This window comes from Mesorhizobium sp. B3-1-9, from assembly GCF_006439595.1.
Classification (GTDB): domain Bacteria; phylum Pseudomonadota; class Alphaproteobacteria; order Rhizobiales; family Rhizobiaceae; genus Mesorhizobium.
In genome coordinates this window covers 60,108-75,010 of record NZ_VFTJ01000004.1, presented here as the reverse complement: position 1 = coordinate 75,010, position 14,903 = coordinate 60,108, and the positions used below count along the sequence as shown (strand labels likewise).

The following is a 14,903-nucleotide window of genomic DNA, read 5'->3' as shown; positions in this document are numbered from 1 at the left end:
GCGTTGCACAGCTGGACCGGTCTGCCGTCCGCAGCCGGCAAGAACGAAAAACAAAAGAGCGGACAGCCGGAGGCAGCCTGGCATTTCAATGACACAATATAGCGTTCTGTTACTGGTCCTCATTCTGGCAAGCCTTGGACTTTCCGCATTCGCGATTTTCATTTCGATATCCCGATACCGCCGCAATCACCCGAGGGCCGCGGCTTCGCCGGCTTCCGGCGACGACTTTGCCACCGAGGCCGCGCGCAAGGTGCTGCGCGAGTTCGAGAAGAACGGGCAGTCGGTCGACGCGGCGCTGGTCACATGGTCGCCGGAGACGTTGCGCAAGATCCTCGCGGACGAGTTGCCGGATGCGCAGGTCATCATCGTCTCCAATCGCGAGCCTTATATCCACAACGAAACCAGGGACGGCGACGTCGAGCTTGTCGTGCCGGCGAGCGGGCTGGTCTCGGCGCTGGAACCGATCACGCGCGCTTGCGCCGGCACCTGGATCGCCTATGGCGGCGGCAGCGCGGACCGGACGGTGGTGGACAGGAACGACCGTATGCAAGTGCCGCCCGGCAATCCTTCCTACACGCTGCGCCGCGTCTGGCTGAGCGACGACGAATATCAAGGCTATTATCTTGGCTTCGCCAATGAGGGGCTGTGGCCGCTCTGCCACATCGCGTTCACGCGTCCGATCTTCCGCGAATCGGACTGGGAGGCCTATGAGGCCGTCAACCGCAAATTCGCCGAGACGGTGGTTGCCGAGGCGCGCAACGAGCGGCCGATCGTGCTGGTCCAGGACTATCACTTCGCGCTTCTGCCGCGCATGATCCGCGAGCGCCTGCCGGAGGCGATCGTCATCACCTTCTGGCACATACCATGGCCGAACTCGGAAGTGTTCAGCATCTGCCCGTGGCGCGAGCGCATCCTCGACGGCCTGCTCGGCAGCTCGATCGTGGGCTTCCACACCCAGTTCCACGCCAACAACTTCACCGAAAGCGTCGACCGTTTCATGGAAAGCCGGATCGAGCGAGCCGACGCTGCCATTTCCTATGGCGGCCAGGTGACGCTGGTGCATTCCTATCCGATCTCGATCGAGTGGCCGGTCGAGCTGCTGAAAACTCTTCCGACCGTCGAGGAGTGCAGGGCGCGCGTGCGCAAGCGGTTCAGAATTCCAGCGGGCGCCAAGCTCTGCGTCGGCGTCGAGCGTCTCGATTACACCAAAGGCATCCTCGATCGCTTCCATGCGCTTGAGGAACTGTTCATCCGTCATCCAGAAACGGTCGGCAACGTGGTATTCCTGCAGATCGCTGCACCAAGCCGGGGCACGCTGCCTGCCTACAAGCAGCTTCACGACGAATGCCTGCGCTATGCCGACGAGCTCAACCAGCGCTACGGCAGCAAATCCTATCAGCCGGTCGTCATGGTGGCCGAGCACCATGCGCAAGCCTCGGTCTATGAGCTTTATCGCGCCGCCGACATCTGCCTCGTCACCAGTCTGCATGACGGCATGAATCTCGTCGCCAAGGAGTTCGTGGCGTCGCGCGACGACGAGCAGGGCGTGCTACTGCTCAGCACCTTCGCCGGCGCCTCGCGCGAATTGCTGGAGGCGCTGATCGTCAATCCCTACGACGCGGCGATGATGAGCGAGACGATGCTGCAGGCGCTGACCATGGGAACGGACGAGCAGCACGAGCGCATGCGGCGCATGCGCGACATCGTGCGCGATAACAATGTCTACCGCTGGGCCGGCAGCATGCTGCTCGACGCGGCGCGACTGAGAAAGCGTGGCGACCTCGACCGGGTCACCGCCTTATACGACCGGCCGACCGGCCCCACCGGGGACAATGTCGTCTCCATGTTCGAACGCAAACAGGCAGTCGGATTCCGATGACCATTCAAGCAGACCTTACCCCGCCGCTGCCCGAAGGCCGGTGGGCGCTTTTCCTCGATATCGACGGCACCTTGCTGGAGCATGCGGCGCATCCCGACGCCGTCTCGGTCAGCGAGGAGTTGCGCATTCTCCTGGAGATGATCGAGCGGCGGCTCGACGGTGCGCTCGCCTTCATCACAGGGCGCTCGATAGCAGCCGTCGACCATCTGTTCGACCCGTTGAAACTGCGAATCGCCGGCCTCTACGGGCTGGAACACAGGCTCGCGCCGGACGGAAAGATCGAAGCCGCCGACGAGCCGGCGGATATGGCGGCGCTCGCCGACGAGATCGAACTCGAGCTGGCAAGCAAGGCCGTCTATGTCGAGCGCAAGGGGCCGGTGCTCGCCATCCACACGAGAGCTGCCCCCCAGCTTCTGGCGCGGGCGACGGAATTGGTCGAGGCAGCACTTGCGCGCTTGCCGCAAGGCTACCGCGTGATCGCCGGCAATGCCGGCGTCGAGCTGATGCCGCTGGAAGCGGCCAAGGGCGCCGCGATCCGGCGCTTCATGCAGCTCGATCCGTTCACCAGCAGGCGCCCGGTGTTCCTCGGCGACGATACGTCCGACGAGAACGGCTTCGACACGGTCAACGCCGCGGGTGGGATCTCGATCCGCGTCAAGCCGCAAGGCGAGACCGCGGCGCGCTTCGCCATCGAAGATGTCGCGAGCGCCATTGCCTGGCTCGAAGCCAGTTTCGGGAAGCCGGCCACGCCAGCGGCCAGCCGCAATCTCGTCGCCTAAGCCGGCCAAGCGCTATTGCTGCTGCAGGCCGGTGATCATGGCGATGATCTCGTTCTTGTCGGTCTTCTTCGTCTCGCGCACGCCGATCTGCTTGCCGCGCCTCAAGACGCAGACGCGGTCCGACAGCTTGAACACCTGGTCGAGGCTGTGGCTGATGATCAGGATGCCGACATTGCGCTGCTTCAGCGACAGAACGATTTCTTCCACCTTGGCGGTCTCAGCGACGCCGAGCGCGGCTGTCGGCTCGTCGAGCAGGATCAGCTTGCTTGCCCAGTGCGTCGCCCTGGCGATCGCGACGCCCTGGCGCTGGCCGCCGGAGAGGTCGCGGATGGTGGCATGCGCGGAAGGGATGCGTACGTCGAGCTCCTTCACCAGCTTTTCCGTCTCGGCGATCATGCGGCGGCGGTCGAGCAGGCCGAAGCGGTTCAGCGGCTCGCGGCCGAGGAACATGTTCATGTAAACGGTCTGCTGGTCGGCTAAAGCGAGATCCTGATAGACCACCTCGATGCCGTGCGCGCGCCCCATGGTGGCGTTCGACATCGTCACCGGCTTGCCCTCGATGGCTATCGTGCCGGAGGAAGGCGGATGCACGCCCGAGACGATCTTGACCAGCGTCGACTTGCCGGCTCCGTTGTCGCCGACAAGCGCCACGATGTCGCCCGGAAAGACTTCGAGCGAGAAGTTCTCGATCGCGGTGATGCCGCCGAAATTCTTGCGGATATCCTGAAGCTGCAGAATGGGCGCGTTCATCGTCATCTCCTAGACAGGCCAGGCATAGGGTTCGCCAAAGCCGTTCTCGATGGTTTCGACCTTCGGATCGCCCTTCGAGATACCTGAGACGCCGACGACATAGGCGCGGGTGACGAAGGCCTGGCCGCGGAAGCCGAAGATGGCGCTGTCGCCGGGTTTGGGGGCGTTCACGCCGGAGGCGTCGATCATGGCATAGTAGTCGATCGCCGAGGGCGGCGGCACCTCGACGCTTTTGAGCGCCGAGGCTGTGGTGGTTGGCTCGGCCGAGACGATCGCCTTGACGTCATAGTCCGGGAAGATCGGGTCGATATAGAAGCCGCCGCCGAAGCAGTAGGCCTTGCCGCCCGACAGATGCGAGACCTCGGTGAGGTAGAGCACCGCAGGCAATTCCGGCAGGTCTTCCATGACATGCAGCGCCGTGGTGCCATGCAGGCCGTTGCCGGGTTCGCACTGCGTGGCGCCGGCTTCGGCCAGCGCGGCCAGCATGATGCTCGACGTCGTGCCAGGCGCATTGATTTCGATCTCCCTGCGCCCTGCCTTGGCGAGCGCCTCGGCGGCCTTGCTCAGCGTTGCAAGATTGGGCGTCGGCAACACTTTTCGCGCGGCATGATCGAAGAGCAGGGCAGGGAAGGTGGTGATACCGGCAAACCGGCCGCCCGGAACGGCATCGAGCCGGTCGGCGACGCCGACAACCTCGCCGGCGTCGAAGCCGCCTTCATGGCCGCGGTAGAAAATGTCGCCTTCGGCCGCGATGCGGGCCAGCAGGTCCTGAACATGGCCGGCGGCCTTGGCGCCCCTGCCTGCTTCCTCGGCCTTGGTGTCGTTGAAGACGGTCCAGTAATCCGGCTGGAAGGCGCTCGCCGCCGCCTCCGCTTCGAATTTCGCGATCTGTTGCAAATGGCCGAGATGGCCGAGCTTCATCCCGGCCTTGTGCGTGGCGCGCGCGCAGCCCATGTCGACCGCCACGGCGCGTTCGATGCCGCCGCGCATCACCGCCTTGCAGAATGAGCTCGAACGCCCGACCTGCTTGGTCATGGCGAAAATCTTCAGGCCGAGCCGGTCGGCCTCCTGCTTGAGGACCGCCGCATTGTGCTCGATCGTGTCGAGATCGAGCACATAGGCATTGGCCGGCAGCTTGCCTTGCTGATGAAGGCTTATCGCAGCCTCGATGAAAGCGGGATTGCGGCGGCGCAGAACGTCGAGAAACATGGAAAAGGTTCCTTCAGCGGGATTTGTCGCGCAGCGACACAGCGACGGCGGTGAGGATGATCAGGCCGCGCACGATCATCTGGTCGGAGACCGAAAGGCCCATCAGGATCAGCCCGTTGTTCAGCATGCCCATCATCAGCGAGCCGACGAGAGCGCCGACGATCGAGCCCTTGCCGCCGTTGAGCAGCGTGCCGCCGACGATGACGGCAGCGATCACCGTCATCAGATCGGTCTCGCCGAGCGTGTATTTCGCCGCTTGCAGGCGCCCGGCGTAGAGCAGTCCGGCAAGCCCCGCGAGCCCGCCGCTGATGGTGAGTACGGCGAGCCTGATCTTGGGCACGCTGATGCCCGAGACGCTCGCCGCGCGGGCGTTGTCGCCGGTCGCCAGCACATGCGCGCCGAAACGCGTCTCACGGTAGACGAGGTGGCCGATGGCGATGGCAATGACCGTCCACCAGATCAGCGACGGCACGCCGAGCAGCGACCCCGAGCCGAAGAAACCGGTGAAGGTCTCGTTGGTGACCGAGATCGAACGCAGATCGGTCATCGAGCGCGAGACACCGGCGAAAAGGCCCATCGTCGCCAGCGTCACCAGGAAGGACGGCAGCCTTACATAGGCGACCAGCGCGCCGTTGATGAGGCCGATCAGGATTCCGGCACCCAGGCCGGCGACGATGCCCGCCGCCATCCCATAGGAGGCGATGGTGACGGCGGCGGCGAGCGCCGCCACCGCGACGATCGAGCCGATCGAAAGGTCGATCTCGCCGGCCGACATGACGAAGACGAGGCCTATCGCCATGATCGTCACCGGCGCCGTCTGCAGCACGATGTTGGAGAGGTTGCGGACGGTGAGGAAGCCGCTGTCCCGCAGCATGATAGCGAAGAACAGGAAGATCGCCAGGAAGCCGAGATAGACGACATATTGCTGCAGATTGAAGCGGCTAGCGAGGCTGCCCACCTCGGTACTGGTGTTGGCACTGGACATGTTCGATCTCCGATGATGCGTGCTTCGCAGCCTGCCACCGCGTTTACTTCATGGCGTCCGCGATGGTCGCGGGCACATCCTTGTTGAGCGACTTCTTCCAGCCTTCCTTCACCGTCTCCTTGGTGACGGCAATGGAATCGACGGCATAGAAAGGCTCGGCCTTCAGGCCGACCAGGGAACCAGCCGAGGCACGCGCCAGCGTCACGCCGATCGAGTAGGCCTCGTCGGCGACAAGGGCCGCGATGTTGCCGCCTTTGACCATATCGAGCGCGGCCGGTTCGTTGAGGTCGAGCGTGACGATCTTGGTGTGCTTGTTGCCGGCGGCGCGCAATGCGGAGAGCACGCTGAGAGCCGGCTCGGCCCAGGTGACATAGATGCCGTCGAGGTCCGGATGCTGGGTGATCATCGCCTGCGCGATGTCCTCGCTGCGCGCCGGGTCGGCCATCCCGGCCTCGGCGGCGATCTTCATGTCGGGATAATCCTGTTCGATCGTCTTCTTGAAGGCGCCGTCGCGCTGGTTGGTGACGTAGAAGTCGGCGTCATGGAAGATGTAGCCAACCTTGCCCTTCTTGCCGAGCGCCTCGGCCATGGCGATGCCGGCCTTGTTGCCCATCTGGAAGAGGTCGTCCGAAACGATGGCGACATAATCCGTGCCCTGCTTGTAGCCGGCCGGGCAATTGTCGACGAAGCCGAGCTTGACGCCGGCCTGTCGGGCCGGGTCGTAGACCGAGGCGGCGGTCGCCGGATCGACCGGCAGCGACAGGATGATCGACGGTTTCTTGGCCATCACCGTCTCGACATCGGCTTTCTGGCGCGCGGCGTCGAAGCCGGCGTCGGTCTGCGCCACCACTTCGACGCCGAGACGCTTGAACTCGTCGCGCGCGCCGGCGTTGACGGCGTTGGTGTACTCGCTCATCTCGTGCCAGACGAGAGCCGCGGTGAACTTGCCGTCCTTGATCTGCTGCTCCTGCGCCTCTGTCAGCGTCAGCGAGGCCGCCGGAACCGGCTTCTCGCCGTTCGGGCCGGTGGTGACGCCTTCGGCGGCGAAGGCGTGAGCGGCGAATAGGCTCGCCAATACAGTCATGATACTCAATGCTTTGCGCATATCGGTTCCCCTTTTTGTTCAGGAAGAGAGCTCCGGCCCGGTAAGCCGAGCCGGAGCGTGGGCTTCACTTGGCCGCGTCGAGCACCGACTGCGGTGCATCGCGGTTCAGCGAATCCTTCCAGCCCTGGGAGACATTTTCCTTGGTTACGGTCAGCGCCGGCGCCACGACGAAGGCGGGCGTCTGCTGGCCGAGCAGGGACTTCATGCCGGAGGCGGCCATGGCGCGGCCGAGTTCATAGGCCTTATCGGCGACGAGTGCCGCGACATTGCCGCCCTTGACCATGTCGAGGGCGACCGGCTCGGCAAGATCGAGCGTGACGATCTTGGTGTGCGTGTTGCCGGCGCCGCGCAGCGCCGAAAGCACGCCGTCGGCGGGCTCGGCCCAGGTTACATAGATGCCGTCGAGATCGGGATGCTGCAGCAGCATTGCATTGGCCAGTTCCTCGGCACGGGCCGGGTCGGAAATGCCCTGTTCGGCGACGATCTTGATGTCGGGATAATCCTTCTCGATGGTCTTCTTGAAGGACTGGTCGCGCTGGTTGGTGACGTAATAATTGGCATCGTGGAAGATATAGCCGACCTTGCCCTTGCCGCCGATGGCCTTGGCCATGGCATCGGCCGCCTGCTTGCCCATCTGGTAGAGATCGTCGGTGACGATCGAGGCGTAGTCGGTGCCTTGCTTGTAATCCTTGGGCAGGTTGGACAGGAACACCAGCTTGACGCCATCCTTGACCGCCTGGCGGAAGGCTTCGGCGGAAGTGACAGGGTCCAGCGGCAACGCCAGGATGACGTTCGGCTTGGCGGCGAGCGCGGTCTCGATGTCGCTGCGCTGGCGGGCGGCGTCGAACTGCGCGTCCGTCTTGACCGCGATCGAGATGCCGGCCCGGGCGAACTCGTCCGTGGCGCCCGCGGTCACCGCGTTGGTGAAGTCGGAAGAGGTGTGCCACAGAAGGGCTGCCTTGTAGCCCTTGTCCTTCAGCGCCGCGATGTCGGCATCGCTCAGCGTCAGGCTGGAACTCGGGGTGGCGGTCTCGCCCTGCGGTCCGACCGTCTGCGCGTGAGCCGCGCCGGCGGCGAGCATCAACCCGCCGGCCAGGGCGGCGGCAATCCATTTCTTCATCAGCATGTTTTTAGTCTCCCATTTTCTGTTTCGTTGGTCTTTCAGTCGGCCACGCCACAATAGCGGGCCATGAAGGCTGCGAAGCCGACGATGCCGGCGAGGTATTCCTCGACATCGACGTGCTCCTCGAAAGTGTGGCAGTTGCGGATGTCGCCCGGCGCGCAATAGACGGCGGGAATGCCCAGCCGATTGACGAAGAACGAGGATTCCGACCAGAAGGGCGCGCCCTCGATTACGCCGCGTCCGCCCATGGCGCCTGCCATCGAGTCGGAAAGCAGGGCGACTTCGGCGCGCGTCTCGTCGATCTCGGCGGCGGTGCCGCCCAGCCTGTGGTCGCGACCGGCCGGATAGGCGAACTCCACGGTGATCTCCGGATCGGTGATCGCGCCGCGCACCGCGGCCTCGATCTCGGCGGCGGCCGTGTCGAGGTCCTCGCCCGGCAGGAGCTTGCGGATCAGCGACAGCGTGCATCGCTCGGGCACGGCGATATAGCCGCCGCCGGTGAGGCCGGTGATCAGCAGGAAGCCGCGCCCGGTGAGCTTGTGCTCGGCGCGGGCAGCCACCGCATCCGAATGCTTCCAGAGCGCCGTCATTGCGGCATGCGCGGCGCGCAGCGCATCCTTGCCGAGCTCCGGCACGCCGAAATAGGCCGACTTGCCGGTGATCGTGATATCGGTGATGAAGAAGCCGATCTGCGCGGCGTAGACGGCAAGCCGCGTCGGCTCGACATAGACGGTGAAGTCGGGCGCCGCGACCTCGCCGGCCTCGATGCGCTCGACGAAATGCTTGATGCCGGCGGAGACGCCGGTGCCGGGCTGGCCGCTTTCCTCATCGCCGACGAAGGCGAAGGCGACATCGCCCTTGAGGCGAATGCCGGCCTTGTCGAGCAGCGAGAGCGCCGCCAGCGAGGCGGTGATGCCGGCCTTGAGATCGCCCGAGCCGCGGCCCCAGACCGCGTTGTCGACGATGGGCGCGCCGAACGGGTCCTCGCGCTCGGTGCCGGCCCAATGCTCGCGCCAGCCGTCGACATGGACGGTGTCGGTATGGCCGATGAACAGCAGGCGCTTGCCGTGGCCAGTTCCCTTGCGCTCGCCCCAGATGTTCGGCCTGCCGGGCAGGAAATCCGCGCGGCTCAAGCCGCTCAGTCCCAGCTCGCGCATTTTCGCTTCGAGGAAGTCGACGAAATTCGCTTCATTGCCGGTGATGCTGTCGCGGCCGATCGCGCCCCTGAACAGCGCCAGCGCCTGGTCGGAATCGAGAGCGGCGCGCAGCCGGGTTGTGATGTCGCTGGTCACAGCACGACCTCCTTCAGGGCAGCCGCCTGGGCGGTGGGAAGTGAAATCCGGCCGTCCGGCGCGTCGACGCCGAAGAGCGTGTTGTGCAGCTGGCCAAGGCCGATCGCGGCGGCGCCGATCAGCGCCGCCCGCGCGCCCAACTCGCCCGCCTCGACGGTGATAGGGTAGGGGAAGCAGAGCGGTATCAAGGCTTTGACGCGTGAGAGGATTTCCGGCCTGAGGCCGATCGAGCCGCCCAGTATTACCTTTTCCGGATTGGCGACGGCGGCGATCGCGGCGATGCCTTGCGCCAGATAGCGCGCCGTCTCGTCGAGCACTGTGAGCGCTGCCTTGTCGCCTGTTGCGGCATTCTCGAAGATCGCGGGGACCGCGACCTGGGTGCCGGTCAGGGATCTGTAGCGCTCGGTCATTGCGTGCGTCGCCACCGCCCGCTCGAAAGCGCCGGTGCGCAGCGATTCGGAGGCGAACGGATCGACGCCGATCGGCATGAAACCGATTTCGCCCGCCGCATGGGTGGCGCCGCGCACCAGATGGCCGCCCAGCATCAGGCCGCTGCCGACGCCGGTGCCAAGCGCGATATAGGCGAGATTGTCGATACCCTGGCCTTGGCCCAGCCAATTCTCGCCAAGCACGGCGAGATTGACGTCGTTCTCGATCATCACCGCGACGCCGAGCGCCTTCTCGAAAGCGTCAAGCACATTCATGGCGTCGAAGCCGGCGATGTTCGGCGCGAGCAGGATGCGGCCGGTCGCGGGGTCCGGCGCGCCCGGCGCGCCGATGACGGCAAGGCGGATTTTCTTGCGGGGAATCCGCTCCCTGGCCGCGGCCTGGAAGGCGAGCGCCGCGATCTGGTCGATGATGAACTGGCCGCCGCGCGGATCGGTCGGCGTCGCCGCTTCGGCGAAGATCTGGCAGGCGAGGTCGGTCAGCGCCACGCGCACCTTGGTGCCGCCCAGGTCGACAGCGATGATGTAGGCGGCGTCGTGGACGAGCTCATAGGTGACGGCGGAGCGCCCGACATGGCCGCTGGTGCGTCCGGTCTCCTGTACCCAGCCTTCCTGCTCGAGGCCACGTACGATTTCCGAGATCGTCTGCTTCGAAAGGCCGGTGAGCTTGGAAATCGAGGCCCGCGATATCGGCCCGCCTTGGACGATCGCCTCCATGACGGAGCGTTGCGAGAACTGGCGGGAAATACGCGGCAGATCGCTCACGGCGGGCCTCGGATTAATTCGTTCTGTCACCGAACTTATTATTCAAGCATTTGCTTGTCAACGACCTTGTTGCGTCGCCCGTGAACGGTGGATGCTGACGGAGCTCCGCCGACAATTCAGCCGGACAACCGCTGTCGCGATCAATGGTTTACGAAAGAACGTTGCTGGCTTCTGGGGATGCCTGCCGCTACTCGGCCGCCAGCTTGCGTCGGGCAAGGCTGATCTCGTCCAGCGGGAGTTCCGGCTCGTCATGGCTTTCTTCGTGACCGCGGAACGAACTCAGCCAATGCGAAAGATCGTCGAGGTAGAGATAGATCACCGGTGTGGTGAAGAGCGTCAGCGCCTGACTGACGAGCAGTCCGCCGAACATCGTGTAGCCGAGGGGCTGGCGGATCTCCGCCCCGGTGCCGTTCTCCAGCATCAGCGGCAGTGCGCCGAGCATCGAGACCATGGTGGTCATCATGATGGGGCGGAACCTGAGCAGGCAGGCCTGGCGGATCGACTCCAGCGAACTGAGATGCTGGTCCCGTTCCGCCGCGATGGCGAAGTCGACCATCATGATGCCGTTCTTCTTCACGATGCCGATGAGCAGGATGACGCCGATCAGGCCGATCAGGTTGAACTCCATGTGGAAGACGAGCAGCGTTCCCAGCGCGCCAAGCCCGGCCGAGGGCAGGGTGGAGAGAATGGTCAGCGGGTGGATGTAGCTTTCGTAGAGGATGCCGAGGATCAAATAGACCACGACCAATGCGCCGAGGATGAGCACCGGCACGGATGACAGCGACTGCTGGAAGGCTTGGGCCGTACCCGTGTAGCTGGTCTGGATGGTGGCGGGCAGCCGCATCTCGGCGGCGGTCCTGTCGATCGCGGCGGTGGCCTGTCCCAGCGCTACATTGGGCGCCAGGTTGAAGCTGATCGTCACCGACGGGAACTGGCCTTCATGGTTGATGACCAGCGGCTGCACCGGCTTCGTCGTCCACTTGGCGATGGCCGAGAGCGGCACCTGCGAACCGCTCGATGTCGTCAGATAGATCTGGTCGAGCGCCTTGAGGTTGCCGCGCAGCGACGGCAGCACCTCCATGATCACGTCATAGGTCGAAAGCTGGGTGAAATATTGGGCGATCTGGCGCTGGCCGAAAGCGTCGTTGAGCGTGTTGTCGACGTCGTTGGCCGTCAGGCCGTAGCGGGCAGCCTGGTCGCGATCGACCTGCAGCGTGAGCGTGGTGCCGGAACTCATCTGGTCGGTCGAGACGTCCCGCAATTCGGGCAGGCGCTGCAAGGCCGTCAACAGCTTGGGCGCCCAGCTGTCCAGCGTGTCGAGGTCGCTGCTTTCCAGCACATACTGGTATTGCGACGCGGACAGCTTGCCGCCGACACGCACGTCCTGCGAGGCCTGCATGAACAGGCGCGCGCCTTGAACCACCGCGAGCTTCGGCTGCAACCGGCGGATGATCTGGTCGGCCGAAGCGTCGCGCTCGTCGCGCGGCTTCAACTGGATGAACATGCGGCCGGTGTTCTGCGTGTTGCCGCTGCCCCCCGTCGATGCCGCGAAATGCGCCACCGCCGGATCCTTGGAGACGATCCCGGCAAATTGCGCCATATAGGACTGCATCTGGCCGGCGGAGACATCCTGGCCGGCGATCACCTGGCCGAAAATCAGGCCGGTATCCTGCTGCGGAAAGAAGCCGCTCGGGACAAGGGTGAAGAAATAGCCGGTCAGCGCCACGCAGCCCAGGAACACCAGAAGGGTGATGAAACGATGCGCAAGCGCCCGGTCGAGGCCGCGCTCATAGGCGCGCAGCATGCCGTCGAAGACGCTTTCGCTCCAGCGGTAGAGCCTGCCGTGGTGTTCCTCGGCCGCCGGCTTGATGAAGCGTGAGGCGAGCATCGGGGTAAGCGTCAGCGAAACGCAGGCCGAAACCAGGATGGTCATGGCCAGCGTCACCGCGAACTCCTTGAACAGGCGGCCGATGATGCCGCTCATCAGGAGCAATGGGATCAGCACCGCCACCAGCGAAATCGAGATCGACATGATGGTGAAGCCGATCTCGCTGGCGCCGCGGATCGCTGCCTGCATCGGCTTCTCGCCATGCTCGATGTAGCGGACGATGTTCTCCAGCATCACGATGGCGTCGTCGACGACGAAGCCTATGGAGATGGTCAAGGCCATCAGCGACAGATTGTCGATCGAATAGCCGGCGGACCACATCAGGCCGCAGGCGCCGAGCAGCGCCAGCGGGACGGTGAAGGCTGGGATGGCCGTCGCCCAGACATTGCGCAGGAACAGGAAGATCACCATCACGACCAGCCCGATGGTGAGCATCAGCGTGAACTGCACGTCCGCCACCGAAGCGCGGATGGTCTGGGTGCGATCCGAAAGCACCTGCAATTTGAGCGAGGCCGGCATCGAGGCGGTCAGCATCGGCAGCTCCGCCTTGATCTTGTCGACCGTGTCGATGATGTTGGCGCCCGGCTCCTTGAAGATGACGAGGACGACGCCGCGCGTCGTGTCGGCCCAGCCGGCCTGGGTGTAGTCCTGTGCGTCGAGCATCGCCCGGCCGACATCCTTGACCCGCACCGGCGCGCCGTTGCGATAGGCGATGATGGCCTTGTTCCAGTCGCCGGCAGCGGTCATCTGGTCGTTGGAGAAGATGGTGAAGGAGCGCACCTCGCCCTGGATGTTGCCTTTGGGGAGGTCCACGGTGCCGATCGAGAGCGGGGTGCGCACCGCTTCGAGCGACAGGCCCCTTGCCGCCAGCTTGGCCGGATCGAGCTGGACCCGGATCGACGGCGTCTGCTGGCCGCCGACCAGCACCTGGCCGACGCCGTCGACATGGCTGATCACCTGCGCAAGCTTGGTGTAGACGTCGTCGCTCAACGTCGTCAGCGGCAAGTCCGTCGAGCTCGCCCCGATCAGCATGATCGGCGAATCGGTCGGATTGACCTCCCTATAGGTGGGCGGATTGGGGAGGTTCTTCGGCAATTGTCCGCCGGCGGCGTTGATGGCCGACTGCACCAGCCCGGCGGCCGATGCGATGTCGACGTTGAGAGCGAATTGCAGCGTGACCTGGCTGGAGCCTGACAGGCTGCTCGACGTCATTTCGGCAATGCCGGGGATCTGCGCGAATTGCGTCTCGAGCGGCTGGGTCACCGACGACGCCATGGTGATCGGGTCGGCGCCCGGCAGGCTGGTTGACACCTGGATCGTCGGGAAGTCGACGTTGGGCATCGGCGCGACCGGCAGGTTGAGATAGGCGACGACGCCGACGAACAGCACGCCGATCATCAGGAGCGAGGTAGCGACCGGGTAGCGGATGAAAGGCGTGGAAACACCGATCGCAGCCATCAGCTTGCACCTCCGGGCTGCGCGGTGCCAGCCTGCGTCTGGCCGGCACCGGGTGGGGGCGTGGCGTCGACACTTGCGCCGTCAACCACACGGTATTGGCCGGCGATCACGACACGCTGCCCTTGGCTCAGACCATCGGTCACGACCGTCTTGCCGCCATCCGAAGGACCTGTCTTGACGGTCTGCCGATGGACCTTGCCTTCGTCGCCGACGACATAGGCGAAGAGCCCGTCAGGGCCATGCTGGACGGCTTCGTCCGGCACCACGATCGCGTCTGACATCGTGCCGATGCGCATGCGCGTGTTGACCGAAAGACCCGGCCACAAAGCATTGTCCTGGTTGGCGAATGTCGCCTTGAGCGAAATCGTGCCGGAGGCCTGGTCGACCTGGTTCTGGACCGCTTCCAGCTTACCGCTGGCCAGCACCGTCTTCATATCCGCGCCAAGCGTGTCGATCGGCATGGGGCCGGCCGTGAAAACCTTGTTGATGGTCGCGACCTCGTCCTGCGGCTGCGTGAACGACACGTAGATGGGCTGAAGCTGCACGAGAGTGAAAAGCCCGGGACTCTGGCCGGCCTGCACGATGTTGCCCGGATCGATGGTGCGGAAGCTCGTCTTACCGGACAGCGGCGCCGTGATCCTGGTGAAGTCGAGGTTGAGCTGCGCCGCCTCGATAGCCGCCTTGTCGCCCTCGATCGTGGCGGCGGTGGTCGTGACCACCGCCTGCTGGTTGTCGACATCCTGCTGGGTTTCGAAGGTCTTTTGCAGGAGCGTGGAGAGGCGTTTGAGGACCACTTGCGCATTCTTGAGCGTCGCTTCGTCCTCCGCCTCCTTGGCCTTTGCCTGGTCGAGTGCGGCCTGATAGGGGCGAGGGTCGATCTCGGCAAGCAAGTCGCCTTGCTTGACCATCTGCCCCTGCTCGACCGGGACCTGGTCGACGACACCGGCGACACGGCTCGAGATGCTGACGCTGTTCAGCGGCGTCACCGTGCCGAGCCCGTATAGATAAAGTGGGAAATCGGCCTTCCGCACCGTGGCGACAATGACCGGAACCTTGGGCGCGGGCTGCGCCGACGCCGCGCTCGCGGCAGCCTTTGCCTGGGCGTGGTTGCGCCATAGGCCATAGCCGCCGCCAAGCAGAATGAGTACGGCCAAAAGCACGATGCTCCGAGAGCGATGCTGCCGTTTGCGACTGGCTTGCTGCGTTGATGAAATGCTCATGATG

The 14,903-nt window shown here is 64.7% G+C and carries 11 protein-coding genes; 2 read left to right on the top strand and 9 right to left on the bottom strand.

The features are described from left to right. The first annotated feature begins 88 nt into the window (after nucleotides 1–88). Both FJW07_RS08925 and otsB read left to right on the top strand, forming a co-directional pair. A complete protein-coding gene (locus tag FJW07_RS08925; protein WP_140656565.1) occupies nucleotides 89–1,879 on the top strand; it encodes a trehalose-6-phosphate synthase in 1,791 nt (596 codons plus the stop codon). Then, nucleotides 1,876–2,658: a trehalose-phosphatase gene (gene otsB / locus FJW07_RS08920; RefSeq protein ID WP_140855862.1), complete on the top strand. Its 783-nt coding sequence runs from the start codon at nucleotides 1,876–1,878 to the stop codon at nucleotides 2,656–2,658. Before FJW07_RS08925 ends, otsB begins: the two co-directional genes overlap by 4 nt. 12 nt (nucleotides 2,659–2,670) lie before the next feature. Here the strand turns inward: otsB and FJW07_RS08915 are convergent, their stop codons facing one another. The 9 genes from FJW07_RS08915 to FJW07_RS08875 form a co-directional block, all read right to left on the bottom strand. Then, complete coding sequence (locus FJW07_RS08915; protein WP_181182599.1) at nucleotides 2,671–3,408, bottom strand: ATP-binding cassette domain-containing protein; 738 nt, start codon at nucleotides 3,406–3,408, stop codon at nucleotides 2,671–2,673. A 9-nt stretch (nucleotides 3,409–3,417) separates the two neighbouring features. Continuing rightward, entirely contained in the window at nucleotides 3,418–4,617 is a 1,200-nt protein-coding gene (locus FJW07_RS08910) for an alanine racemase (protein ID WP_140855858.1), read from the bottom strand. A 13-nt stretch (nucleotides 4,618–4,630) separates the two neighbouring features. After that, nucleotides 4,631–5,602: an ABC transporter permease gene (locus FJW07_RS08905; RefSeq protein WP_140656577.1), complete on the bottom strand. Its 972-nt coding sequence runs from the start codon at nucleotides 5,600–5,602 to the stop codon at nucleotides 4,631–4,633. 43 nt (nucleotides 5,603–5,645) lie between these two features. After that, entirely contained in the window at nucleotides 5,646–6,686 is a 1,041-nt protein-coding gene (locus FJW07_RS08900) for a substrate-binding domain-containing protein (RefSeq protein ID WP_246680712.1), read from the bottom strand. Nucleotides 6,687–6,771: 85 nt separating this feature from the next. Further along, nucleotides 6,772–7,833, bottom strand: coding sequence for a substrate-binding domain-containing protein (locus FJW07_RS08895; protein WP_140640126.1), 1,062 nt, complete (start codon nucleotides 7,831–7,833; stop codon nucleotides 6,772–6,774). Nucleotides 7,834–7,868: 35 nt separating this feature from the next. Continuing rightward, entirely contained in the window at nucleotides 7,869–9,122 is a 1,254-nt protein-coding gene (locus tag FJW07_RS08890; protein WP_140855855.1) for a M20/M25/M40 family metallo-hydrolase, read from the bottom strand. Beyond that, a complete protein-coding gene (locus FJW07_RS08885) occupies nucleotides 9,119–10,333 on the bottom strand; it encodes an ROK family transcriptional regulator (protein ID WP_140855853.1) in 1,215 nt (404 codons plus the stop codon). Before FJW07_RS08885 ends, FJW07_RS08890 begins: the two co-directional genes overlap by 4 nt. Nucleotides 10,334–10,520: 187 nt before the next feature. Then, nucleotides 10,521–13,679: an efflux RND transporter permease subunit gene (locus FJW07_RS08880; protein WP_140855851.1), complete on the bottom strand. Its 3,159-nt coding sequence runs from the start codon at nucleotides 13,677–13,679 to the stop codon at nucleotides 10,521–10,523. Next, nucleotides 13,679–14,839 (bottom strand): efflux RND transporter periplasmic adaptor subunit, encoded by a 1,161-nt coding sequence (locus FJW07_RS08875; protein ID WP_246680711.1) that lies wholly within the window; start codon nucleotides 14,837–14,839, stop codon nucleotides 13,679–13,681. The genes FJW07_RS08880 and FJW07_RS08875 overlap by 1 nt, the downstream gene beginning before the upstream one ends. Nucleotides 14,840–14,903: the final 64 nt, after the last annotated feature.

Excerpts from the sequence above, each read along its gene's own strand:
- FJW07_RS08925 (WP_140656565.1), top strand. The coding sequence starts at position 89 with ATGACACAATATAGCGTTCTGTTACTGGTCCTCATTCTGGCAAGCCTT.
- otsB (WP_140855862.1), top strand. The coding sequence starts at position 1,876 with ATGACCATTCAAGCAGACCTTACCCCGCCGCTGCCCGAAGGCCGGTGG.
- FJW07_RS08915 (WP_181182599.1), bottom strand. The coding sequence starts at position 3,408 with ATGAACGCGCCCATTCTGCAGCTTCAGGATATCCGCAAGAATTTCGGC.
- FJW07_RS08910 (WP_140855858.1), bottom strand. The coding sequence starts at position 4,617 with ATGTTTCTCGACGTTCTGCGCCGCCGCAATCCCGCTTTCATCGAGGCT.
- FJW07_RS08905 (WP_140656577.1), bottom strand. The coding sequence starts at position 5,602 with ATGTCCAGTGCCAACACCAGTACCGAGGTGGGCAGCCTCGCTAGCCGC.
- FJW07_RS08900 (WP_246680712.1), bottom strand. The coding sequence starts at position 6,686 with ATGACTGTATTGGCGAGCCTATTCGCCGCTCACGCCTTCGCCGCCGAA.
- FJW07_RS08895 (WP_140640126.1), bottom strand. The coding sequence starts at position 7,833 with ATGCTGATGAAGAAATGGATTGCCGCCGCCCTGGCCGGCGGGTTGATG.
- FJW07_RS08880 (WP_140855851.1), bottom strand. The coding sequence starts at position 13,679 with ATGGCTGCGATCGGTGTTTCCACGCCTTTCATCCGCTACCCGGTCGCT.